This is a genomic window from Microbispora sp. NBC_01389 (genome assembly GCF_045040095.1).
Taxonomy (GTDB): domain Bacteria; phylum Actinomycetota; class Actinomycetes; order Streptosporangiales; family Streptosporangiaceae; genus Microbispora.
Map to the genome: position 1 here is coordinate 3,156,316 of NZ_CP109552.1, position 23,292 is coordinate 3,179,607.

At 71.7% G+C, this 23,292-nt stretch carries 19 protein-coding genes; 9 read left to right on the forward strand and 10 right to left on the reverse strand.

The genetic code is table 11. From position 1 onward, the window contains the following. Positions 1-263: 263 nt before the first annotated feature. Positions 264-1,694, forward strand: coding sequence for a helix-turn-helix domain-containing protein (locus tag OG344_RS14430; RefSeq protein WP_405088650.1), 1,431 nt, complete (start codon positions 264-266; stop codon positions 1,692-1,694). Positions 1,695-1,717: 23 nt separating this feature from the next. Next, entirely contained in the window at positions 1,718-2,314 is a 597-nt protein-coding gene (locus OG344_RS14435; RefSeq protein WP_405088651.1) for a GNAT family N-acetyltransferase, read from the forward strand. Positions 2,315-2,407: 93 nt separating this feature from the next. Here the strand turns inward: OG344_RS14435 and OG344_RS14440 are convergent, their stop codons facing one another. Beyond that, entirely contained in the window at positions 2,408-2,641 is a 234-nt protein-coding gene (locus OG344_RS14440; protein WP_405088652.1) for a hypothetical protein, read from the reverse strand. Between the two features lie 315 nt (positions 2,642-2,956). On the opposite strand from OG344_RS14440, the gene OG344_RS14445 reads away from it, so the two are divergent. The 3 genes from OG344_RS14445 (at position 2,957) to OG344_RS14455 (ending at position 8,144) form a co-directional block, all read left to right on the forward strand. Then, a complete protein-coding gene (locus OG344_RS14445) occupies positions 2,957-3,229 on the forward strand; it encodes a hypothetical protein (protein ID WP_405088653.1) in 273 nt (90 codons plus the stop codon). Positions 3,230-3,378: 149 nt separating this feature from the next. Next, positions 3,379-6,396: a CDP-glycerol glycerophosphotransferase family protein gene (locus tag OG344_RS14450; RefSeq protein WP_405088654.1), complete on the forward strand. Its 3,018-nt coding sequence runs from the start codon at positions 3,379-3,381 to the stop codon at positions 6,394-6,396. After that, positions 6,393-8,144 carry a hypothetical protein gene (locus tag OG344_RS14455; protein WP_405088655.1) on the forward strand — a complete coding sequence of 584 codons (1,752 nt, stop codon included), beginning with the start codon at positions 6,393-6,395 and terminating at the stop codon, positions 8,142-8,144. The genes OG344_RS14450 and OG344_RS14455 overlap by 4 nt, the downstream gene beginning before the upstream one ends. Here the strand turns inward: OG344_RS14455 and OG344_RS14460 are convergent. Then, positions 8,111-9,700, reverse strand: coding sequence for a stealth family protein (locus tag OG344_RS14460; protein ID WP_405088656.1), 1,590 nt, complete (start codon positions 9,698-9,700; stop codon positions 8,111-8,113). The two genes, OG344_RS14455 and OG344_RS14460, sit on opposite strands and share 34 nt — an antisense overlap. Before the next feature lie 154 nt (positions 9,701-9,854). Between OG344_RS14460 and OG344_RS14465 the strand changes: the two genes are divergently transcribed. Then, on the forward strand, positions 9,855-10,736 hold the full coding sequence (locus OG344_RS14465) for a CDP-alcohol phosphatidyltransferase family protein (RefSeq protein WP_405088657.1): 882 nt from the start codon (positions 9,855-9,857) through the stop codon (positions 10,734-10,736). 122 nt (positions 10,737-10,858) lie between these two features. After that, a complete protein-coding gene (locus OG344_RS14470) occupies positions 10,859-11,899 on the forward strand; it encodes a sulfotransferase family protein (protein WP_405088658.1) in 1,041 nt (346 codons plus the stop codon). Between the two features lie 46 nt (positions 11,900-11,945). Here OG344_RS14470 and OG344_RS14475 read toward each other — a convergent pair whose 3' ends face one another. From OG344_RS14475 to OG344_RS14510, 8 genes are all read right to left on the reverse strand, one after another. Next, positions 11,946-14,330, reverse strand: a complete 2,385-nt coding sequence (locus OG344_RS14475; protein WP_405088659.1) for an FtsX-like permease family protein — start codon at positions 14,328-14,330, stop codon at positions 11,946-11,948. A gap of 58 nt (positions 14,331-14,388) precedes the next feature. After that, on the reverse strand, positions 14,389-15,108 hold the full coding sequence (locus OG344_RS14480; RefSeq protein ID WP_405089090.1) for an ABC transporter ATP-binding protein: 720 nt from the start codon (positions 15,106-15,108) through the stop codon (positions 14,389-14,391). Between the two features lie 59 nt (positions 15,109-15,167). After that, positions 15,168-15,710, reverse strand: a complete 543-nt coding sequence (locus tag OG344_RS14485) for a PadR family transcriptional regulator (RefSeq protein WP_405088660.1) — start codon at positions 15,708-15,710, stop codon at positions 15,168-15,170. Positions 15,711-15,835: 125 nt separating this feature from the next. After that, positions 15,836-16,066 (reverse strand): hypothetical protein, encoded by a 231-nt coding sequence (locus OG344_RS14490; RefSeq protein ID WP_405088661.1) that lies wholly within the window; start codon positions 16,064-16,066, stop codon positions 15,836-15,838. Next, the gene (locus tag OG344_RS14495) at positions 16,056-17,858 is read right to left on the reverse strand and encodes a PspC domain-containing protein (RefSeq protein ID WP_405088662.1); all 1,803 of its coding nucleotides are present in this window, start codon (positions 17,856-17,858) and stop codon (positions 16,056-16,058) included. The genes OG344_RS14490 and OG344_RS14495 overlap by 11 nt, the downstream gene beginning before the upstream one ends. A 92-nt stretch (positions 17,859-17,950) precedes the next feature. Beyond that, positions 17,951-18,874: a hypothetical protein gene (locus tag OG344_RS14500; protein ID WP_405088663.1), complete on the reverse strand. Its 924-nt coding sequence runs from the start codon at positions 18,872-18,874 to the stop codon at positions 17,951-17,953. Positions 18,875-18,907: 33 nt separating this feature from the next. Further along, on the reverse strand, positions 18,908-20,023 hold the full coding sequence (locus OG344_RS14505; RefSeq protein WP_405088664.1) for a DUF3696 domain-containing protein: 1,116 nt from the start codon (positions 20,021-20,023) through the stop codon (positions 18,908-18,910). Further along, positions 20,016-21,248: a DUF262 domain-containing protein gene (locus OG344_RS14510; protein WP_405088665.1), complete on the reverse strand. Its 1,233-nt coding sequence runs from the start codon at positions 21,246-21,248 to the stop codon at positions 20,016-20,018. The genes OG344_RS14505 and OG344_RS14510 overlap by 8 nt, the downstream gene beginning before the upstream one ends. Before the next feature lie 189 nt (positions 21,249-21,437). Between OG344_RS14510 and OG344_RS14515 the strand changes: the two genes are divergently transcribed. After that, positions 21,438-22,613 carry a PspC domain-containing protein gene (locus tag OG344_RS14515; protein ID WP_405089091.1) on the forward strand — a complete coding sequence of 392 codons (1,176 nt, stop codon included), beginning with the start codon at positions 21,438-21,440 and terminating at the stop codon, positions 22,611-22,613. After that, the gene (locus OG344_RS14520; protein WP_327043791.1) at positions 22,610-23,248 is read left to right on the forward strand and encodes a response regulator transcription factor; all 639 of its coding nucleotides are present in this window, start codon (positions 22,610-22,612) and stop codon (positions 23,246-23,248) included. Before OG344_RS14515 ends, OG344_RS14520 begins: the two co-directional genes overlap by 4 nt. The last annotated feature ends 44 nt before the right edge of the window (positions 23,249-23,292 follow it).

The following is a 23,292-nucleotide window of genomic DNA, read 5'->3' on the forward strand; positions in this document are numbered from 1 at the left end:
AGGTCTCCTGAGCAGGCGTCTTCCGGGAGAACGCCGCCCCGTCGTGGTGACCGTGAGCGACGAGAGGGTCTCTCATGGGATTGCTCCTGCGAGCGTGCCCTCTGCCGCGGAGAGAGCCAACGCCGTTGTGTCCCAGCCAGGCCGTCGCGGGTTAGGCCAGATTGGCCTACGAGAAAGGTGAGCTGGAGATACGCTCTCCCCGATCCAACGGCGGCGCGGGCACCATCAAGACGACGTACATCACTGGCTGGCGGAGGGCCCCGATGGACCCGAGTGCGAACGGCGACCGCGTCTGCCCGGCATGCCGCTTCGCCAAGCTCAGCCGGTACAACCCGGACCCGCTCTGCGGCCCCTGCCTCACCTCGGCCCGGGAGTCGACCGGCGTCACTCCCACCTGGGTCTGGGATTCGCTGCCTCTGCGGCAGGCACTCGCCCGGCTCGACATGGGGGCGGTGCTGGCGATCATGCGCGGAGCGTCGGGGCTGAGCCAGCTCGACTTCGGCAACCTGCTCGGTTGGTCCCAATCCGTGGTGACCAAAGTCGAACGACGCCAGCGGTACACCTTCCACGACGTACGGGAAATTCTCCGCGTCTGCGACGAGCTCGGGATGCCCCGAGCGGCATTGCTGCCGCTCATCCTGGGCCGGGAGGATGCCAGTCTGGGAAGCGACGATGAGGCCGGTTTTTGGGGAGTCGACGTGGATCTCGACCGCCGGGAGTTCGGCGCCGTGACCTCGGGCTTGGTCGTGGCCGCGCTGCTGCCCCCTCCCGATCGGGTCGACCGCGCGCACGTCCGCTATCTGCAGGCAATCCTGTCACGGCTGCGCAACCAGGACCGCACCATTGGCGGCGGCGGCCTGCTGCGCCAGGCCATGGAGACCTTCGCCCGGGCACGGGCGATGCTGGACGAGTCCGACTACACCGACCAGGTCGGCAGGCAGCTGCTGGTCACGACCGCCGACCTCGGCATCGTCACTGCCTGGCTCGCCTACGACTCCGGCAACCAGCCCCTCGCCCGCACCTTGTACGGCCAAGCCGCGCTGCTGGCCGGCAGCTCGGGCGACACCGAGCTGGTCGTGCACGTGTATGTGAACATGGCCCAACAGGCGACCCATCTAGCCAGGATCACCGGCCGCCGGGGCACCGCACGTGAGGCGCTGCGGTTCGCCGACCGCGCGGCCGACGCCGCCCGGCACGCCCGTTCCGCCACCCTGCACGCGCTGATCGCGCTTCGCCAGGCACTCGCCCACGCCCAGCTCGACGACGAGGTGGCCTTCCGTGCCGCGATCTGCCGGGCCCGCACCGAGCTCGACCGCGGCGCCCACGACACCGACCACCCCTGGAGCACCTTCGTCACCCAGTCGGAGATAACCGGCTACGAGGCCATGGGCAGGATCGCACTCGGCGACCCCGAGCACGCCGCCCGCCTGTATCGGTCGGTTCTCAGCGACCCGGCCCGCTCGCCCCGTGACCGCGCCTACTACCGCGCCCGGCTCGCCGCGGCCACCTCCGCAGCCGGGGACCACCGGACCGCCGTCGAGGAGGGAACGCAGCTCCTTCCGGATCTGGGAGAACGGCTGACCTCCGTCCGGGTGCTCAATGAACTGCGGCCCGTCCGGCACGAGGCGGAGGGTTTCGACGAGGAGTTCTGCGAACGCTTCGACCAGGCCGCCCGTGCGCTGGCCCCCGTCTGATCCTGAGAACCCGGAGGAACAGCATGACCGAAACTGTGATCTTCAAGCGGTTCGACGCCGCCGGCGCCCGCGAGCAGCGTGAGGTCGTGTCACTGATCCACCGCGACGCCTACGCCGAGCGGATCGCCACCGGTGACGCATTCGCCAGTGACCAGGCCTTCATGACCCGCTTCGACGCCTACACCAGCCGGGACGGCTTCGACCTCGTCATGGCGTACGCGGGTGACGAGCCCCTTGGCCAGGCCTGGGGATGGCCTCTGCCCCCTGACACACGGTGGTGGAATGGGCTGGAGGCCGAACCCGAGCCGGACTTCACCGCCGAGGACGGCGCCCGTACCTTCGCCCTTTCGGAGATCATGGTGCGGCGGGCGTGGACCGGACAGGGCATCGCGCATGCCCTGCACGATGAGCTCCTGGCCGGCCGCGGCGAACGACGCGCCACACTGCTGGTCCGCCCGGAGAACTCCACGGCCTACGCCGCCTACGTCCAATGGGGTTGGCAGCCTGTCGCCCGTCTGCGCCCCGGCTGGCCCGACGCACCCCTCATGGATGTGCTGATCCTTCCGCTGCCCCTGGCACAGTCAAGATCAATGCAGCACCGGGACGCGCCCGACGGGTAGTTGTCCTGAGAATCAGAGGTGTGGCAATAATGGTTGGACCGCGACCGCGTTACGAGGTCACCATTCGGTTGCATCGAAGACGGTGACGGCACTTCACGACGTCTCCTCGGTGCGGCCCGTCGCACGTGCCCAGTCGAGGACGTCTGCGAGCCACCACCAGTCACGACCAGAGATCTTGCCGGCTGGTTCCGGGAACTTCCTGACTGTCACCCACTCCTTCGCGGAACGCCGACGCCATGCCATGACGGTGTTCTGCGAGACGCCGAGATGCAGGGCGATGCCATCGATGCCGACAGGCACCCATGGCGATTCAGGGCGCTGATTCATGCGCCGAAGTGTAGTGGTGAACGATCCGTACGGCCTTTCTGGGCGCATCGCTTGACGGCGCGCATCGGTAAGTCATACGGTCGAGACGCTCCGAGATAACGGGCCCGCCTGGTGCGCCAACACCAGGCAGGCCCTTGATCCCAACCTGCTCACACAGGAAGAGGACCCATGACGAAGCGTAAGCGTTCTCCTGATCCAGTGCCCACCGAAGCGCTCGCCGGAGCCCCTAAGGAGGCCACGAAGAAGCCGTCTGCTGGTCATAACTGCCGCCTCGGATGGTGTCGATCGGCACGATTCGCGCGATCCTCGCGCCAGATGGGACCGATCGAGCACATCGGGGATGGTGGCACGTTCGACTGTGGCACAGCCGTCATCTCGATAATGCTCGTGCAGGAGGAGGTAGCCGGTGAACTTGCCCCGCCTGTGGTCCGTCTGTTCCACGAGCAGTCAGGAGACTGTCGCCACCTCGATGTCACTCCTGCCGAGAGTGAGGTGCTGGCGGCCATCGTCCGGGATGTGAGCAGCGACCGAGTCAAGGATTTCGGGGCGGCACTGGTCTGCGCCGGTCGCATCCTTGACGCTGGGTGATCTGCCAGTTGTCTCATGTCACGGCGAGACATCTCCGCCGTGCCTGAGCGAGAGCAGCCCATGGCTGTGCGTCAAGGATTGGTCAAGAAACGGTAAGGCAATCGAGATCGGCGGGGTGTCGCCTCGCCGTGCCTCGGCATCCTGGCGGCGTGACAGCGCCTCCCAGGCTCTCGGTGGTCGTCCCGTTGCACGGCGGGGAGGAACACGCCGAGGAGTGCCTCAAGTCCCTGCACGACCAGACTCTCGACGACATCGAGGTGATCCTCGCCGGGCGGCCGGAGGGTCTGCGGCCGCCCGGCCCGGGGTTCACGCTGCTCGCCCTCGGCGACGGCGGTGACGACCCCGGCGCGGCCCGCAACGCGGGCGCGGCCTTCGCCACCGGCCGCTACCTCGCCTTCGCCGACCCCGGTTCGGTCGTCCCCGCCGACGCCTACCGCATGCTGGTCGACGCCCTCGACCACACCGGCTCCGACCTCGCCTGCGGCCGGATCCTCCGCTGGAGCCCGTACGCCTCCGGCGGGACCGCCACGGAAACGGGACGGACGACCGGCACCGCGCCGGGCCCGGGGGCGGGATCGAGAGCGGGGGCGGCAACGGGGGCGGCGGCGCGGTTGCGCACTCACATCACCCGGCATCCGAAGCTGCTGGACGACCCGCGGGCGGGCGGCACGGTGTTCCGCCGGGAGTTCTGGAACCGGCACCGGTTCGCCTTCCCCGAGGGGCTGGGCGAGGACTTCCCGGTGACGATTCCGGCGCACGTGCTGTCCACCTCGGCCGACGTGCTCAACGACGTGGTCTGCCTCACGCGCGGGTCCCGGCCGCCGGCCGATCCGCTGCGCCGCCTGCGGGCCATGCTGGAGGTGTCGGACCTGCTCGGACGGCACGCGCCGCGACTGCGCGCGGCCTACGACCTGCGCCTGGCCGAGGGGCCCGACCTCGAAGCGGTGCTGGACGCCGTACGCGACCGGATCCCGGACGGGCTCGCCGAGGCCCTGGGCCGCCTGGACCCCGGCGCGGTCGAACGGCTGCCGGTCCTCGGGCGGCTCCGGATCCACTTCGCCGCGCACGGCATGACCGGCGAGCTGGCGGAGCTGCGGATGTTCGCCGAGTCGGAGATCAGGCACCGGGGAGTGCTCCGGCGCGGGCTGGTCCGCCGCCGCTGGTATCTCGACTATCCCTTCCGCCGCGATCCCCGGCTCTCGCGTTCGCTGTTCGACGCGACCCGCGACCTGCGGCTCGTCGCCCGCGTGGACGACGTACGGCACGTCGACGGCAGGCTCGTCCTGGCCGGTCACGCGTACATCGCCCACCTGGACAGCGGGCGCGGCCGGATCGAGGTGTGGCTGCAGCGGGAGGAGGAGCGGATCGCCCTGCCGGTGCGGCGGACCCGCAGGCCCGACGTGACCGCCGACTCCCGGCAGTCGGTCGCCTGCCACGACGACTCCGGCTTCGAGGCCGTGATCGCCCTCGACGCCCTGCCTCCCGGCCGGTGGGCGCTGCACGCGCGGGTCCGGGCCCGGGGCGTGACCCGGGCCGGAAGAGCGACCGGGGCGCCGGGTGAGCGCGTCTTCGACGTCGCGGGCGCACGGGTCTCCCTCACGCACGAGCGGGGCCTCACACTCACGGCCGGTGTGGCCGCCGGTGACGACCCCGCCGGGTCCGCGGGGCACATCGGCGCCGTGCGCTGGACGGACGCGGGGGAGCTGGTCCTGGAGGCGCCGGACCGGTTTCCCGGCGACCGGATCACCCTGGAGCGCGGCGCCGAACGCCACTCCTGGCCGGTCCTTCAGGACGAGGACGGATGGACGGCCCTGATCGGCAGGACGGCCGACGGGCTGCCGCTCGCCGGCGGCACCTGGCGCGTGCTCGCCGGGGACGAGCGCGTCCGGCTGGGCCCGGCCCTGATCGCCGACCCGCCCCGGCCGCGGGTCGCCGGGCTGCACGAGGTCTCCTTCCGTACGGCCCGCGACGGCGCGCTCAGCCTCGTGGTGCGGCCGGCCCTCGGCCCGCACGAGCGGGGGCCGTACGCCACGCGCAGGCGCCTGGCCGCGGCCCGGTCCCGCACGAGCGGCCGGCTGGGGGGCCGGATCGGGAGAGGCGCGGCGTTGCGGAACGCGGCCGTCTTCGACAGCTACGGCGGCGGCCAGTACTCGTGCAATCCCCGGGCCGTCTCGGAGGAGTTGTCGCGCCGTCACCCCGGCGTCGAGATCGTCTGGGTCACCCGGGACGGGCAGTTCACCGTGCCCCCGGGCGCGCGCCTGGTCCTGCACGGCTCACGCGAGCACGAGGAGGCGCTGAGCACCAGCCGCTTCGTCGTGGCCAACCGGCGCACGCAGCCGGGGTGGTATCACAAGCCGCGCGGCCAGCTTGTCGTGCAGACGTGGCACGGCACGCCGCTCAAGCGCCTGGGGCTCGACCTGGAGGGCATGCCGTACGCGCGGCAGACGCCGCGGGCGGAGCTGACCCGGCAGGTGGCGACCTGGGACCTGCTGCTGTCGCCGAGCCCGTTCGCGACCACCGCGCTGCGCCGCGCGTTCGGCTACGCGGGTGAGGTCCTGGAGTCGGGCTATCCCCGCAACGACGTGCTGTTCGACCCCGCACGCGCCCGGGCCGCCCGGCGGCGGCTGGGCGTGCCGGCCGACCGGCGGGTCGTCCTCTACGCGCCCACCTGGCGGGACGACGAGCCGGAGGGCGCGGGACGGCTCGCCCTGGACCTCACCCGGGCGGCCCGGGCGCTGGACGACGACGACCTGCTGCTCGTACGGGCCCACTATCTGGTGGCGCGGCACCTGGCGATCCCCGAGGGCCTCGGCCACCGGGTCCGCGACGTCTCGAAATTTCCGGATATGGCCGATCTGCTGGCGGCCGCGGACGTGCTGGTCACCGACTATTCGTCGGCGATGTTCGACTTCGCCTGCACCGGGAGGCCGATGGTGTTCTTCGCCCCCGATCTGGAGCGTTACCGGGACGAGGTGCGCGGCTTCTATCTCGACTTCGAGGCCGTGGCCCCCGGGCCGGTCGTCAGGACCGGCGACGACCTGCTCGACGTGCTGCGGTGCGGCGACCTCGAGCCCTTCGCGGCGCGATACGCGGAGTTCGCCCGAAGGTTCTGCCCCTGGGACGACGGGCACGCCTCGGCGCGCGTGGTCGCGCGCATGCTGCCGTGAGCGAGCGCACCAGCGGCCGCGGGGCCGCTCCCGGCACCACACCCCCACGATCAGCGCGGGCGTGGGCGTTCCGCACGAGGGGTGGCGCGCTGAAAGGCCGGGTGGGAAGGCCGTCGGCTGTCACCGTCGTTCCGGCCGCGCTCGCGCTCGCCGCCGGGCTGTGGGATCTCGATGGCCCGCCGCTGTGGCGCGACGAGGCCGCCACCGTGAGCGCCGCCGTCCGCACCCTCCCCCAGCTGGCCCATCTGCTGCGGTCGGTCGACGCCGTCCACGGCCTCTACTACGCGCTGATGCACGTGGTCGTCGGCGTCTTCGGCACGGCCGAGGTGGCGCTGCGGCTGCCGTCGGTCCTCGCTGGGGCGCTGGCCGCCGCCGGGACCGGCGCGCTCGGCCGCGCTCTCGGCCTTCCCCGGGCGGGTCTGTACGGCGGGACGCTCCTGGCCCTCATGCCCATCTTCTCCCGATACGTTCAGGAGGCGCGGCCGTACCCGATGACGACGGCCGCGGCCGTCGGCGTGACGCTGCTGCTCCTGCGCGTGCTGCGGTCGCCCACCCCGGCGGCGCTGGCCGGATACGCGGTGGCGCTGACCGCCCTCGCCTACCTCAACCTCTTCGCGTTCCTGGTCGCGGGGGCCCACGGCGTGGTCGTGGTCCTGTCGCGGGGGCCGTTCGCGCGCTGGGCCTGTGCGACGGCGGCGGCGTCGGTGGCCGTGGCGCCGCTGGCCTGGCTCGGCTCCGGGCAGGGCGCGCAGGTGAGCTGGATCCGCCGGCCCGAGGCGGCCGACGTGGGGCGGCTCGCCGTCCAGATGTTCGGGGATCTCGGCGCGACGACTCCGCCGCGCTGGCCGGGGCTCGCTCCAACGGCGCCGCTCGGCGCCTCCGCGCTCACGGCGCTCGGGGTCGCCCCGCCGGCCTGGGCGCTCACACTCCTCGGCCTTGCCCTCGGCCTGGTCAGCGCCATCCGCGCCGCCCGCGCCGCGAGCCCGTACAAGGTGGGGGTGGGCGAGCGGGGCGACCCGGGTGGGGTGGAATGGCGGGGAGCGGGGGGTTCCAGGGGGTATGCGGCCCTGGTGCGGGTGACCCTGCCGTGGCTGCTCGTCCCCGCGACGGTGCTGCTGGCGGCGTCCTGGGCCGCGCATCCCGTGTACGTCTTCCGGTACGTCCTCTGCTGCGTCCCAGCGGCGGCGCTGCTCGCAGGGGCGGGTCTCGCCGCGCTGCCCACCGGCGTGGCCGTCGCCGCGCTGGCCGCCTGGATCGGCCTCTCGGTGCCGGGGCAGCTCGCCACGCGCGGGCCGGACGGCAGGCAGGACGACCCGCGCCCGGTCCTGGCGCTGCTCGCCTCCACCGCCCGGCCGGGAGACGGGGTGATGTTCGTGCCCGCGAAGGTCAGGAAGTACGTCACGGTCTATCCGTCGGTCTTCGGCAGGCTGAGTGACATCGCGCTGGCGCGGTCACCGGAGCGGGACGGCAGCTTCGCGGGCCGCGAGGTCGGCCCCCGGCTGCTGGCCGCCCGCCTCGCGGGGCTGCGTACGCTCTGGGTCGTCGGCCACACCGGCAAGGCCGGCCTCACCGGTCGCCGGCTCGACGTGGTGACCCGCGCGTTCGTCCCGGCCGGGCGCTGGACGTCGCGCGGCCTGTACGCCGAGAGGTACGAGGCGCGCGACGACACCCGGGGCGAGAGGGGACGGCGGGAGACGGCAGGGGTTGCCGGGGCTCACCGCTCGAACGGCGCCGGGGTGGGGAAGTAGGCCTCCAGGAACCGCGCGAGCAGCGCGTCCTGCTCGTCGTCGGTCGGCGAGGTGTCGTTCAGGCAGAACACGTCGTGCCTGCGCCGGGCGAGCATGCGGCGCAGCCGGGCCGGCGTCTTGGGCAGGGAGAGATCCACGTACGTGTAGTCGACCAGGCCGGGCACGGCCCGCCCGCTGAGATAGCCGTAGTAGTGCGCCAGCGACGACACCACCGAGATGTCCCGCGACGTGCGGAACCTGCTGCGGGCCGTCGCCTGGAACTCGGCGGCGAACCGCTCCTCGATCTCGTACATCAGCGACCGGCGCAGCGCGTACGGCACGTGCTTAAGCTTCTGCGTGATCGTCCGGCCGCTGAGGTCCTCCAGGATGCGCCGGTTGTTCATCCCGGCCGCGTGCACCGGGGACTCCTCGGTCTCCGGCACGCCGAAGGGCACGTGGACCGTGCTGGGGAAGAACCGGGTGATCCCGTTGCCCTCGAAGAACGTCCGCGGCGCCAGCGGCCGGCCGAGGAAGAAGTCGTCGTTGAAGTACAGGAAGTGCTCGCTGAGCCCCTCGATGTGGTGGAGTTGGGTCTCGATGGCGTGCGAGTTGAACACCGGAAGCACCGACGTGTCGGTGAAGATCTCCTTGTGGTCGACCACCGACACCATCGGGTGGGTGGTGTCGAGCCACGGGGGCGTCTGGCCGTCGGTGACGATCCATATCCGGTTGATCCACGGGGCGTGCATCAGCAGGGAGCGCAGCGAGTAGCGAAGCTCGTCCCTGCTGGTGAACCGCGCCTCGGTGGTCGCCATCTCGCTCAGCGGGCAGTCGGCGCGCCGCGCCTCCTCGCGCTGCGCCTGGTCGCGGCGGGCCCGCCAGGCGGGGTCGGCGCCGTCCACCCACGTGTAGACGGCGTCGATCGGGAAGTCGATGTCGTCCAGCAGTCGCCGGATGAACTCCGGCCGGGTCCGGTAGGCGCGGGCGCGGCGGGCCGGGCACGCGAGGGGCAGGAACAGCTCCTCGCCGCCCTCCGCCACCGGGCCGTCGGCGGGGACGCGGTCGCACGCCGGGTTGGGCCGCGGCCCGGCCAGGTCGTCGCCCTCGCGGGCCCAGAACTCCAGATCGAGACCGTTTTCGGGGCCGAGCGTGAGCGTCCGCGACGGGCTGGCGAAATACATGGCGAGCCGCACGACCCGGGCGTCGCCCAGCAGTGGCGCGGCCCGCCGCACCGGGCGCATCCGCCCCGCGTCCGCCTGGGCCCGCGCCCCCGGCCTGCCGTACGGCTGCCGCGCCGCGAACAGCGGGTGGGCGCCGGCGGCGAGCGCGGCGAGCGCGCGGTCGCGGTCCTCCTCGGGCACCGCGACCACCGGCGGGCGGTCGGGCAGCGGGCGCACGCAGAAGTACGGCACCGCCGCTCCGCCCAGCAGGGCGCAGACCACGTCCAGCGTCTCGCGCTGGGCCTGCAGCGGGCTCGCGTCGGCCCGGATGAGCGCGGCCTTCGGCGTGGGCTCCACGGCCGGCAGCCGTCCGCGCAACCGCCCCTGCAACCGCCGGTACAAGGTGACAACGGGCATGGTCTCCCCCTCGGACACGGACTGTAACGGATCGGCCACCGGATTGGGCGATGGTTTACCTACTTGGGATGGCGGTCAAGAACTGGCAACGAGATGCCCTCTCTGTTACAGAAGAGCAGGCGAACGGCTACCGCTTGTAGTCATTGTTGCCTTCATGGGGGGCTTCACGCTGAACGACATACTCGCGACGCGCAAGCCGAGGGACTCGTGGTGGACCGTCTTCATGGTCGATCCGCTCGCCTGCCGACTCGCGCTGCTCGCGGCCAACCACACGTCTGTCACGCCGAACGGCCTGACCAGGCTGTCCATGCTGGTCGGCTTCGCCTCGGCGGCCGCCTTCGCGGAGGGCCTGCTCGTCGCCGGGGCCGCGCTGTTCTACCTGAGCTTCACGGTCGACTGCATGGACGGGAAGATCGCCAGGCTGAAGGGCACGGGCACGCCCTTCGGGCTGTGGCTCGACTACGTCGGCGACCGGGTGCGGGTGGTGTGCTGCGCCTTCGGCTGGGGGTTCGGGGAGTACTCCCGCTCGGGGGATCCGGAGTTCGTGCTCGCCGCGGTGGGCGTCGTCGTGCTCGACCTGTTCCGCTACATCAACGGCCCGCAGCTCAAGCGGGTGAAGGACGCCACCCGCGCGCTCGTCGAGGCGCGCCTGGACGGGCATTGCGTGCTCGCCGAGAGCGTCCTGCGCGCCCGGCCGCGCACTGAGCTCGGGCAGGCCGCCGGCGAGGCCGTGGCCGGGGACGGCGCCACGGTCGTCGACCTGCAGAAGGCGTTCCACGCCCGCTTCCCCTGGTACGACCGGTTGCGGGTCTTCCTGGTGCGGCGGCGGGTGCGGACCCACGTGATGAGCGGCATCGAGTTCCACGCCGCGGTCTTCGTCGTGGGCCCGCTGCTCGGGGCCCGGGCCCTGGTGCCGGTCTCCGTCGTGGCCGGGGGGCTGCTGCTGGTCTTCGAGATGAGCCTCGTCTACCGCGTCTGGCTGGCGTCCCGCCAGGTGCCGGACACCGCCGCGGAGCGCGAGAAGATCACGATCTGACCGGCCCCGGCGGCCGGCTCCACACGTTCGCACGGCACGCGCCGTGGGACCCGCGTCACGGACGCGCCCGGGGGAGGGCGGCGGCCGTACGCCTGGCAACTTCATCACGGGGGATTGATCTCATGCATTCGGACAGGCCTGTCTTCGTCGTCGGCTGCCCGCGCTCCGGCACCACCATGCTCCAGCTCATGCTGCACTCGCACCCGCGCATCGCCGTGCCGCCGGAGACGCGGTTCGTCGTCCCGGCCTACTTCGCCCGCCGCGCGTACGGCGACATGCGGCTGGCCGACAACCGGCGCCGGCTGGCGGGCTGGATCGCCGAGGGCCGGACCACCAAGTTCCACGAGCTCGGGCTGAGCCGGCCCGACTTCGTCCAGGCGGCCATGCTCGGCCCGGGCAGCTTCGGCTCGGTCGTCGGCATGGTCTTCAAGTGCTACGCCGAGCGCTTCGGCAAGCCGCGCTGGGGCGACAAGCGGCCCAGCTACTACCGGCACGTCGAGATGCTCATGCGGCTGTTCCCCGACGCGCAGTTCGTCCACCTCGTCCGGGACGGCCGCGACTGCGTGGCCTCGCTGAAGCAGATGCCCTGGTACAAGGAGGACGCCGTCCACGCGATGGCCAACTGGGCCGAGGCGGCCGACTTCGGCCGGCGGAACGCGCGCAGGCTGCCGCCGGGCGGCTTCTACGAGCTGCGCTACGAGGACCTGACGGCCGACCCGGAGACCGAGCTCAAGAAGCTGTGCGTGTTCCTCGGCGAGGACTACGACCCGGCGATGTGCGAGCCCCGCCACATGGCCGACCTGGCCGTTCCCCGGCACAAGGTGTGGCACAGCAACACGCACGAGGAGGTCACCACCGCCCACTCCGGCAAGTGGGCCTCCCGGCTGGAGTCCTGGGAGATCTCGCTGTGCGAGGAGGTGCTGGGCGAGCGGCTCACCGCGTACGGCTACGAGCTGAGCGGCGCGCGCAAGGCCGACCGCGACCACGTCGACGCGTACAAGGCGGCGGTGAGCAAGCGCCGCACGGCGCGGCAGCGCAAGTACAACCGCGACCGGCTCACCCGGCTGCGCGAGCCGGGGCCGATCGCCGCGCTGCTGACCGAGGACCAGCGCCGGCTCGCCGGCCTGCCCCAGCAGCGCACCCCCGAACTGCTCCGCGCCTGATCCGCTGCGACAGCGGCGAGGTCACCCGGGCGGCCCCGGCGTCAGGTCACGTCACCCTGCGCCGGGGGAGCGGCAGGCGCGACCGGGTGAACACGGCGCCGCCGAGCGCCGCCAGCAGGGGCAGCCCCACGACGAGGAGGGCGATGAGCGGCCACGGGATCGTGAGCAGGAGCGCCGGCGGCTCCGCGCGCACGAGCACGGGCACCCCGTCGGGCCGCACGACGAACAGCGGCTCGTACGACGAGCGGACCCGGGTGGCGGCGGCGCCGGGTGGCAGGCCGGCGAGCACTCCGACGGTCGTGCCGAGCAGCGCGATCACCAGGGCCTGGCCGGCGACGACGGCCCGCTTCGTCCGTGGAGCCGCCCCCACCGCGGCCATCGTCTCCAGGTCGGGCCGCGCCTCCACGGCCGCCAGCGCGGTCGCGACGAAGGTCATCCCCAGCACGAGCACGGCGGCCGCCACGGCGAGCACGAGCAGGGCCACCGAGTCGTCGACGGGACCGCGTCGCGTCTCCAGCCTGACCACGGCGTGGGACGTGATGGCCTCCACGGCCGCGGTGATCCGGTCCGCCGTCGCCGGTGACATCCGATAATCCGCAGGGTTCACCGCGAGGAGGGCGGTGACGGTGCCGTAGCCCAGCTTCTCGGCGACCTCCGGCGCGACGACCGCACGCGCCCAGCCCTGCCCCGTGGGCGGCACCCCGACGGCCGGCAGGGAGATCGGCTCGGGGTTGTCCAGGGGTCCCGCGTCCTGCCTTGTGACATTCGCTGTGATCCTGCCCTTGCGGACGGTGGCGGGATTGAGCACTACCGCCTTGCCCGCGTGCAGCGCCGCGACCGCCTCCGGGTCCTCGCGGCCGAGCACGTAACGCAGCAGGCTCTCGTCTCCGGCCAGCAACCCGCCGTACCCGCGGTCCAGGAAGAGGATCGGCCGGTTCCCTGAGCGGACCGGCTCCGGCAGGCTCACGCCGAGCGGCACGCCGGCCTTCGTCGCGAGAGCCCGTCCTTCGACCAGCGGCACGCCCGCGGGCAGTTCCCGAAGCACGGCGGCGCGGACGCGGTCCCACAGCTGCGGAGTGAGGCCGGCCGCCGAGATCCAGAGTGATCCCGCCGGCCCCTGCGGCCGGTCACGCAGGTACGGCGAGGGGCTGACGGCCGAGGCCCGCCAGGCGATGCCTATCGCGGTGAGCGCCACGACCGTGGTCATCACCGCGGCGACGGCGGGCGCCGTACGGCCCCTGTTGCGTACGGCGTCCCTGACGGCGAACCGGAGCGGCAGGGGGAGCCGGGCGGCGGCCCCGCCCACGAGGCGGACGAGGGTCGGCACCAGCGCCACCAGACCCAGCTGGGTGACCAGCGCAGAGGCGGCGATCCAGTGAACGCCATGCCGGGCGCTCGCCGCCGTCGCCGCGAGGCCCGCGACGACGAGCACCGCTCCGAGCAGCGGCCGGCCCGCGCGGTCGCGGCGCCGCTCGCGCCTGCCGGACAGCACCGCCGCGGCGTCCGTACGGCCCGCGCCGAGGGCGGGGGCGAGGGCGGCCAGCACCCCGGCGACGACCCCGAGCACCGCGACCAGCGTGACCGAGATCCAGGGAACGCTGAACGAGTCCACCAGCGTCTTCGACCACAGTTCGAGCCCCGGCGCGGCGAGCGGCACCGCCGCGATGCCGATCGCGACCCCGGCCATGGCCCCGGCGACGCCGAAGAGCAGGCCGTCGGCCAGCGCGATCAGCCGCAGTTGAGCGGGAGAGCCGCCCTGGGCGGCGACGAGCGCGAACTCGCGGGCCCGGCGCCGCCGGCCGACGGCGAAGGCGGGCCCGGCCGCGAGGACGACCTGCAGCAGCGCGATCCCGGTCCACGGGAGCACCGGTAGCGAGGAGCCGTTGATTTTCAGGTCGTACTGCGGCTTGGACGCCGAAGCGCTGTCGGCGACGGCCCGGCTGGCGACCACGAGACCGCGCGCGTTGAGCCGGCGGACGTCCGGCCATGACAGCGGACGCGGGGCGTCCACGAGCCAGCTGTGCGTCACCTGATCGGGATCGGCGGGCCCGAAGGCGGAGTCGGGCAGACTGCCGGGGAAGACGACAACGCTGGGGTTTGGCCCCGTTGGGGCGAACAGGGCGACGCCGACGACCCGGAGCGGACGCCGTTCCTCCGTGGCCAGGAGCGTCACGCCCGGTCTGATCTGCTCGTCCAGCCGCTGAGCGGAGATGACGGCCTCACCGGGAGCGGCGGGAAGCCTGCCCCGCACGAGCCGGAAGGTGTCCTGGGACATCGGGTCGCGCAGATCCACCTGCCGGACGAGTCCGTGCTCATACCCTCCCGGGGCGAGATAACGGAGGTACTGCTGCGACACCGGGATCAGTCGGCTGCCGGGGAGGAGCCCGGCGATCTCCGCCCGCGTGTACGGCGTCGCCTTCGTGCCGTGCACAGTCCCTCCCCACCCGTCACGGTGCGGCGCGAGATCCGCAGCGCGGCGCGCAGGCCTCTCATCGGGCGCTCACCACGCCCATGCCGTCGGCGCCGTCCGTCCCGCCGGCGTCGGAGGAGTCGGTGATCCGCCCGTCCCGGAGGAAGACGACGCGGTCGGCCCAGGCGGCGTACCTCGGTTCGTGGGTGACCAGCAGCACGGCGGCCCCCGCGTCGGCACGCTGCCGGAGCACGTGGATGATCTCGTCGCCCGCCCGGGTGTCGAGGGCCCCGGTGGGCTCGTCCGCGAGGATCAGGCGGCGCTCCCCGACCAGCGCCCGGGCGATGGCGGCCCGCTGGCGCTGCCCGCCCGACAGGTCGTCGGGATACCGGTCGGCCAGGTCCGCGAGGCCCACCTCGTCCAGCACGCGCAGGGCGGCACGCCGGGCCGTCGCCGTGGACACGCCGTCCAGCTCACGCGGCAGCGCGACGTTCTCGGCCACCGTCAGCGACGGGATGAGGTTGAGGTCCTGGAACACGTACCCCGCGCTCCTGCGGCGCAGTTCCGCGAGCCGCTTGGGTGGCAGGTCCCGCAGTTCGCGGCCTTCGAGGAGGACGGACCCCTCGGTCGGCCGGTCGAGCCCGCCCGCCAGGTTGAGCAGGGTGGACTTGCCGGACCCGGACGGGCCCATGACGGCGACCAGTTCGCCCGCCCGCACGTCGAGGCTGACGTCCCGCAGGGCGGGTACGGCGTGCGGCCCCTCGCCGTGGACGCGGACGACGTCCGCGAGGCGGACGATCGGCTCGCCGTCCGGGCGGGGTAACGGGTCCGCTGGGGACGCGGACGGCTCACGCTCGGTCACGTGGTCTCCTTGGCTGGGCTGGAGTCGGAGGGGCGGGCGAGGACGGCTTCGCAGTGGTCGAGCCAGCGCTGCTCGGCCTCGGCCTGGAAGATCATCGAATCGAGGACCAGGCGCTGCGCGGCCTCGGCGGACGCGTCGAAGCCCCGCTTGGCTCGCGTGAGCTCCTGCAGGTTGCGCATCGTCGAGGACCGCTGCGCCTGGATGACCGCCGCCACGTCCACGCCGGGGGTGGTGGCGGCCATGGCGAGCTTGACGACGAGTTCGTCGCGGGGCCGGTCGGCCCGGGAGACGGGCTTGGCGAACCACCGGCCGAGTTCGCCGTGGCCGTCGGGGGTGATGGCGTACCGGACGCGGCCCTGTTCGTCCTCACCGGCGCGGGACACCAGGCCGTCCCGCTCCAGGCGGGACAGCGTCGTGTACACCTGCCCGATGTTGAGCGGGCAGGTGTCGGCGGTGGACGCCTCGAACTCGGTCTTGAGCTGGTAGCCGTAGCGCGGGCCCTGACTCAGCAGGGCGAGCAGGCCGTGTCGTACGGACATGAATACTAAGTATGCATACTGAGTATGCTCCTGGCGAGCGGATCGCCGAATCGGCGCGTGAAATACCTCGACCCTGGGCGGGAAGCCCGGCCCAGGGTCGACGAGGAGAGGTCAGCGGGAGGGGATCAGCGGCGGATGGCCTTGGCGAGGATGGCGACGAAGGCCGCGAAGCCCAGCCCTCCGACGAGCAGGGGAGCCATCACGACCGCGTCGGGATCGGGCCCGGTCAGGTAGCGGATGCCCATGCCGATGAACAGCAGGCCCGAGAGCAGGCACATCCAGCTCGTACGATGCACCCGGCGCGGGCGCTCGGCGCGAGGATCGACAGCGGGACCGGCATGGGGGTCAGGCAGCACGTCGCACCTCCACGTCGCCGACGCCCGCCTTCACGTGCAGTTCGATCGTGGGCGCGTCGCCCTTGCCGGGCGTCTCGGGCTCCAGGACGCGGTCGAACCGAACGTTCGTGCCGTCCTTGACCTGGTGGTCGATCCGCACCTCGCCCAGCTTCGTGAACCCGTACACCTCGACCCGCGCGGTGGGCGGGACGATCACCGCGAGCTGGCCCAGCGACACCGAGGCGTCGAACCTCAGCCGGGCGCCGGACTTCAGGGGAATGTCGCTCAGGTCGAGCTTGCCGTCGCCGATGCCCAGTTCGTAGGTGCCGGGGGACTGGACGGCGGTGACGGGATGCCAGACGAAGCTGCCGACCTTGCGGGGGATGCCGTTGACCGTCGTGCTTCCCACCAGCACGAGCGCCACGATCGTGCCGGCGGCGACCAGCCCGCCGCCTCGCCCGAACCAGGCGGCGACGAGCAGGCCCGCGCCGATCGTGACGAGCACCGCCCCGCCGACGACCGGGAGGCCGACCGTGCCGGTGCCGGTCCGCTGCATGGTGACCATGATCCCTCCAACGATCAGGGCGAGGCATATGGTGAGGCCGCTGACGAACGACCTCGGACGCTTGGGCTTTCTGGGCCGCGGCGGCGGGGCTACGGGCGGACCGTACGGGTCCGCCGCGTAGGGCGTGCCGAGCGGCCGGTACGGCTCCCGCCTCGTGTACGGGCCGTGGGGCGCGAAGGGCTCACCCGCGCCGTATCCCTGGCCGCTTCCGTAGCCCTGGCCGGCGGCCCGGCCCGGCGCCTGCCCGGGTGAGCCGAGGTCGCCCCGCGCGCTCGCCCGCGCCTCGCGCGCCAGGTCCGACAGCCGCCGGTACCCGTCCGCGGCCCGAGGCGGCGGTAGGGGACCGCGCGCACCGGAGTCACGAGGCCCGGAGCCGAGGGGGCCGGAACTGCGTGGGCCGGAGTCATGCGCGCCGGAGCCGAGTGGGCCGGGGCCAGGCGTGTCGGAGTCGCGCGGTTCGGAGACCTGTGTGTCCGGCATGGACAGCGGGGCCGTCCCGGCCGGAGACTCGAAGGCCCGGGTCGGCGGGTCGCCGTCGGCCCACCCCACAGAACCCGCGCCGTGCTCGGCGTCCTTGGCGGTGTCCTTGGCGGTGTCTTCCGGGGTCGTGTCGTCCGCGATCCTGCCGACCGACGGCTCGGGCCCCCACCCGGGGGCCTGGGGGCCGTACGCTCCCGGCATCGCCGTGGTCTCGGCGGGCTGCGGCGCCGGGCCGTACGGCTCCTGCGCGAAGGGGGCGAACGGCGCGAACCCGGGGGCGGACCTGGTCATGCCGCGCCGGCCGGTCGCCCGTTCCGGCATCGACCTGGCCATGGTGAGCAGGTCGACGCCCCGGGCGTGGGCGGTCATCAGCACGATGGCCAGCAGCGTGCCGACGACGATCGTGCCGCGGTTGATGCCGCCCGAGGCCACGTTGATGATCAGCCCGAACGCGAAGACCGCCGCGAGCAACGCGAGCACGGTCTCGGCGTCGAACATCCGCCGGGTCCACTGCTCCAGATGGCCGGGGCCGCCGTCCGGGCGGCGCATCAGCAGGAACGCCGCGACGTACAGCATGACGCCGATGCCGGAGGCGAGAACGAGCACCGCGAAGCCGACCCGGAAGAGCACCGGGTCCATGCCCGTGTACCTGCCGAGGCCCGCGCACACGCCCGTGATCATGCGTCCGTCCCGGTGGCGGCTCAGCACCCTCTCGGGTTCTGGCTGGCCGGCGGGGTCGGAAGCGGGAGCGGATGGCGCCTCGGTCATGGTCCCATCCTGGCCGTGCCGACCTGGACCCTGCCATCGGGGGAACCCCTGAGCCGTCCCCGAGTCCCTGGGGGCCACATCAGGGAGGCCTGTCAGATGCCGAGCTTGCGGCCCACGTAGGCGACCCTGGCCGTGCGGTCCTCGGGCACCAGACGGAAGTGGAGGCGGCCTGCACCCGGAGTTAACCGGGCGTGCCATTCGAAGACGCGGGTGAGGCCGTCGAGGTCGACGAAGCTGCACAGTCGCTCGCGCCCCTCGAACTCCGGGCTCACATAGGTCTGCCAAAGCGGCAGGGCGGCGGAGCCCATGTTCCATTCAGCGATGGATCGTTCCAATTTGCCGAGTATGTTCGCTGCTGGCCGCACCCAGTCATGCCGCAACTCGCGTAGATCTCTCTCGACGCGAGGGAGGAAGCGGAGGTGGGGAAAGAAGAGACTCCTGTGCTCCCATATCGCGTCGCCCGATACGAGACCGTCGCGTCCCGTCTCCTGCACCCACTCCTTGTGCGCCAAGGCGTGTCCAGAAGTGGCGGCGTGACGGACCTCCACGGTGTCCTCACGCAGTGACACCTCTCCAAGATCATCCTCTACGAGCATCTTCCGTCGAGCCTCGACCGACGTACGGTCCCAAACCATGTCATAGGTGAGGCTTACCGCCAGTCCGTCTGACAGGTGGGCTGCTCCGATGCCTTCAGCGAGCCGATCTCCGTGCCGGTACTCGACCTCGGCGTCCGCGCCCTCGGTCAGTACGGCTCGGTAAGGGGCGCGATTCTGCAGGGCACGGATCAAGCGCCAGCGATCCCGATTGGCGCCGCTGGCAGCGATCCACTGTTGTACGGCGTAGCCGGGTGTGAGCTCCAGGGACTTCAACTCCACGGCGGTGACGAGGGCGACGTCACCACGCCAGCCGCGGACCATCCTCAGCAGATCCACGAGTTCGGCCATGACGTTGTCCGTCCGGCGCTGCGGCGCCTCCACCGTCGTAGAAAGCTCGTTGAAGAACAGCAGGACAGTCATGGGGGGTCCTTTGGGGATCCTTGGGGGCGTGGCTCAATCGAGGAGGCGATCCAGCGAACGCTCCCACTCGTCGAAGAAGCCCTCGGGCCAATGCGAGACCATTCCGTCTGGCCCCACAGTAGGGCTGGCCATCTCTATTTCGCCGACGTTCCTGCGGAAGTAGTGAACCAGGACGTCCCCCGTGGAGAGCCTGCGTTCCTTGACCGCGAGCCGGACCCCGTTGAGCATGTGATCACTGTGTGTCTCCACCACCACCTGGGCCCCGGCGGCGGCCGCCGCGCAGGTGAGAGTCGCCATCCCGATCTGTCCGCGAGGGTGCAGATGAGCTTCGGGGTTCTCGATCAGCAGGAGGCCGCCCGGTCTGGCGGTCAGGCATGCCACCACCACCGGCAAGACGTAGGTCAGTCCGAACCCGACATTCGTCGGTCGGTACCGATTGCTCGCGGACAGTCCGGCGGTGCCGAACCGGAAGCTCAGCCGCACGGAGTCGGTGCCCTCGATCGCCTCCGCCTGCAGGTTGACGCCGGGGCATATCTCCTGCATCCATGCCTCGGCCTGGTCGAGCAGGCGGCTTGAACGTGCCTGCGGATGCCGGAGGTGCTCATCGCGCACCGGCTCGTCCTGGAAGTGCCGCAGGTAGTTGACCGTATGCTCACCACGCGAACCGAGGAACCCACGCCTGACAGCGATCTCGTGAGACCGCGGGTAACTGACCGCGGGGGAGATGCGGTCGGCACGAAGGTACTGGAAGCCCGTTCCGGAAAGTGGCGGCGGTAGAGCGGAGCCGGACCGATCGCAGCCATCGTCTACCCGGAGAAGGTCCGCCTCTCGCTCATAACGCACCGACCAGGAGTATTCGGCGCCTTGGTATCGCAGAGCGAGGCGAATACGTGGTTCCGAGTCGTCCAGGCGAATGTAGTCCTCGTGCAGAACGTCCTGCCCGACCCCGAGTTCGACCAGATCCCCGTTCAGCAGGAAACCGCCGTCCTCCTCGTGCAGGGCCTCGTACGACTGGCGGAGCAGCGCGAACGCCTGCAAGACCGTGCTCTTGCCGCTGGAGTTCAACCCGGAGAGCAAGGTGTAGGGGGCGAGTGGAATCTCTGCGAAGCCGAACGCCTTGAAGTTGGTGACACTCAGCCGGTCAATCACCGGCGACCTCCCGAAGCAGCGTGTCGACGGCCGTGAACCGCCGGTGGACCTTGACGATGTCACCGGTGCTGTAGGAGACGGCCCGTTCGAAGTCGTGCTTACGAATCAGCATGGACAGCCGCTCCAGCACCTCCTCACGCCGCTCGCGCAGCAGGGCGAGCTCCTGGTCGGAACGCCGGGCGAGGCCGACCGCCACCGCTTCGAACAGCGCCTTGTTGATCGGCGAACGACGCTGGCTGCCAACGTACTTACGGAAGGCCCACTGCCCGAAGATGTCCCATGCCGCGTCCATAGCCCGGAAGAACTCCGTGCGAAGCCGTGACACCTGCTCCTCGCCGAGCCGGTTGATCTCGTGCATCGCAGCACGGAGGAAGTCGTCGAAGTCCCGGCGGTTGTAACGCTCGGGTTCGGTGAGACGGAACGCGATGAAACGCAGCACCATCTCGCGATCGTCCATCCGCTCCGGGGAGACCGACCGGAGCGTCGCCCTCTGGTACGGCTCCGACCGGGCGAGCTCCTGCAGAAGGCTCCGTGCCGGGCCGGGAATCAGGGCATGCCGCAATTCCTGTCGAGTCAGCGGTCGTCCCCCGGTGTTGATCCGGGCGAAGATGCTGAACATCACCGGTTCCGGTGTGCCCTGGCGGATGAGATGCACCACCAGTTCGGTTTCCAGCAGGCGGGTCTGCAGCCGGCCTGGCAGGTCGGCGAATCGCCTGCCCTCGTACTCGGGTCCCAGGTACTCGAGATGTCTGAGGACGAGGGGGGCCGCGCCGATGTCTTCGGGAGCGATGAAGCGGGCCATGGCGGTGAGCCGCTGAATGCCGTCGACCATCACCCAACGGGCGTCGTCGGCCTCGGCCGCGTAGAAGGTCGGCAACGGAAGGCGAAGCAGCATGGACTCGATCAGTCTGCTCTGTGCCTGTTGCGTCCAGATGCCCGCGAGCCGCTGGAAGTCCGGCTGGAGGTCGAGCGCACCCCGCTGTATCCGCGACAGCAGTAAGGCCACTGTGGGAGTTCGGGTCGCGACGTCGATCTTCTCCGGGTCGAACGGTTCTCTGATCGCCTCCTCGCCGGAGACTTCCCGCTCGACACCGGTGCTGAGGCCGGCCGAGTCCAGTTCAACCGCGAGATCCGGTTCGTCCTCGCGGTCCAGTCGTGCCTCGAACATGTGTCTCGCCGTATCCTCCAGCGCCGAGCGCCATCCACACCCGACGGCGTGATCCAACAGTATCCGTAACCGTGCGAGCGCAGAGCGATTCCGCCGGGCAAACCTCACGGCTTGCCTGGGCGGACAGCCGAGACGGCGAAGGGCATCGACCCTGAGCCGTCCCCGAGTCCCCGGGGGCCACATCAGGGCATGCCCTGATGCGGGCATGCTCCGTGACGTGTGACGATGCTTTCCGAGATGTCTGAGATGCCTAACGCCCCCGCGGCGTACCCCCGGATGATCCGGCCCGTGTCGGGCCGGGTGGTCGCGGGCGTCGCCCAGGGCGCCGCCGCCCAGTTGCGCCTCGACCCCGTCGTGCTGCGCCTCGCCTTCGTGCTGCTCACCGTCGTCGACGGGCTGGGCCTCGTGGCGTACGCCGCGCTGTGGATGTTCACCCCCAAGGAGGAGGTGAAAGGCCACGAGCCCGCCCGCGAGTGGGGACAGCTCGCGGCGTACGGCGTGCTGTGGCTGACGCTGGGGGCCTTCGCCTGGCTGACGGGCGCGTCCAGCGGCGGGTTCGGCACATGGCCGATCGCGGTGGGCGGCATCGGCGCGCTGATCCTGTGGCAGCAGGCCGACCCGGGCCGGCGGCAGCGCTGGATGTCCGGCGCGGTCAAGCAGGTCAACACGACCTGGGTCCGTACGGGCATCGGCGCGCTGCTCGTCGTCGTGGGCGCGATCGGCTTCCTCGCCGCGAGCGGCGAGCTGGCCAAGGCGCGGACCGGGCTGGTGTTCACGGCGGTGGTCGTCGGCGGCATGCTCATGATCGCCGCGCCCTGGCTCGCCTCGCTGGTCAAGGAGCTCCAGCGGGAGCGCACCGAGCGCATCAGGCAGGAGGAGCGGGCCGAGGTGGCCGCCCACGTCCACGACTCGGTGCTGCACACGCTGACCCTCATCCAGCGCAACGCCCACGACGCGCGCGAGGTGGCCAGGCTCGCCCGGTCACAGGAGCGGGAGCTGCGCAACTGGCTCTACCAGCCCAAGCAGGACGCCGACGCGACCCTCGCCGCCGCCGTACGCCGGGTCGCGGCCGAGGAGGAGGACGCCCACGGCGTGCAGATCGAGGTCGTCTGCGTGGGCGACTGCGAGCTGTCCGAGAACATGGCGGCCCTGCTCCACGCCGCCCGGCAGGCGATGGTCAACGCGTGCAAATACAGTGGGGCTTCGGTCGTCTCCGTCTACGCCGAGGTCGAGCCCGACGAGGTGACGGTGTTCGTCCGGGACCGGGGCAAGGGCTTCGTGCTCGACGACGTCCCCGATGACCGGATGGGCATCCGCCAGTCGATCATCGGCAGGATGGAGCGCAACGGCGGAAGCGCCCGGGTCAGGACCGAGCCCGGCGACGGAACCGAGGTCATGCTGACCATGAAGAGGGAATCATGAAGACCGTACGTGTGCTGATCGTCGACGACCACCGGCTGTTCCGGTCCGGCGTACGGGCCGAGCTGGGCCCGTCGATCCAGGTGATCGGGGAGGCCGAGGACGTGGAGTCGGCGGTCTCGGCGATCGCCGAGCTGGAGCCCGACGTGGTGCTGCTCGACGTGCACATGCCGGGCGGCGGCGGCCAGGAGGTGCTGCGGCGGGTGCTCGGCTCGGGATCGCAGGTGCGCTTCCTCGCGCTGTCGGTGTCGGACGCCGCCGAGGACGTGATCGGGGTCATCCGGGGCGGCGCCCGGGGCTACGTGACCAAGACGATCAGCGGCGCCGAGCTGACCGACGCGATCGGCCGGGTGTCGGAGGGCGACGCGGTGTTCTCCCCTCGGCTCGCCGGATTCGTGCTCGACGCGTTCGCCTCGACCGAGGCGCCGCCCATCGACCCCGAGCTCGACTCGCTCACCCAGCGGGAGCGGGAGGTGCTGCGGCTGATCGCGCGCGGCTACGCGTACAAGGAGATCGCCAAGGAGCTGTTCATCTCGGTGAAGACGGTCGAGACCCACGTGTCGAGCGTGTTGCGCAAGCTGCAGCTGTCCAACCGGCACGAGCTGTCGCGGTGGGCCACCGCCAGGCGCCTGGTCTGACCCCGTCCGCGTCGGCCCGTCCCCGTAGGCCCGTCCGCGTGGGC

Coding starts and splice junctions, on each gene's coding strand:
- OG344_RS14440 (WP_405088652.1), bottom strand. CDS start 2,641: ATGAATCAGCGCCCTGAATCGCCATGGGTGCCTGTCGGCATCGATGGC.
- OG344_RS14470 (WP_405088658.1), top strand. CDS start 10,859: ATGCATTCGGACAGGCCTGTCTTCGTCGTCGGCTGCCCGCGCTCCGGC.
- OG344_RS14460 (WP_405088656.1), bottom strand. CDS start 9,700: ATGCCCGTTGTCACCTTGTACCGGCGGTTGCAGGGGCGGTTGCGCGGA.
- OG344_RS14495 (WP_405088662.1), bottom strand. CDS start 17,858: ATGACCGAGGCGCCATCCGCTCCCGCTTCCGACCCCGCCGGCCAGCCA.
- OG344_RS14500 (WP_405088663.1), bottom strand. CDS start 18,874: ATGACTGTCCTGCTGTTCTTCAACGAGCTTTCTACGACGGTGGAGGCG.
- OG344_RS14485 (WP_405088660.1), bottom strand. CDS start 15,710: ATGTCCGTACGACACGGCCTGCTCGCCCTGCTGAGTCAGGGCCCGCGC.
- OG344_RS14465 (WP_405088657.1), top strand. CDS start 9,855: ATGGGGGGCTTCACGCTGAACGACATACTCGCGACGCGCAAGCCGAGG.
- OG344_RS14430 (WP_405088650.1), top strand. CDS start 264: ATGGACCCGAGTGCGAACGGCGACCGCGTCTGCCCGGCATGCCGCTTC.
- OG344_RS14445 (WP_405088653.1), top strand. CDS start 2,957: ATGGGACCGATCGAGCACATCGGGGATGGTGGCACGTTCGACTGTGGC.
- OG344_RS14515 (WP_405089091.1), top strand. CDS start 21,438: ATGCCTAACGCCCCCGCGGCGTACCCCCGGATGATCCGGCCCGTGTCG.
- OG344_RS14435 (WP_405088651.1), top strand. CDS start 1,718: ATGACCGAAACTGTGATCTTCAAGCGGTTCGACGCCGCCGGCGCCCGC.
- OG344_RS14520 (WP_327043791.1), top strand. CDS start 22,610: ATGAAGACCGTACGTGTGCTGATCGTCGACGACCACCGGCTGTTCCGG.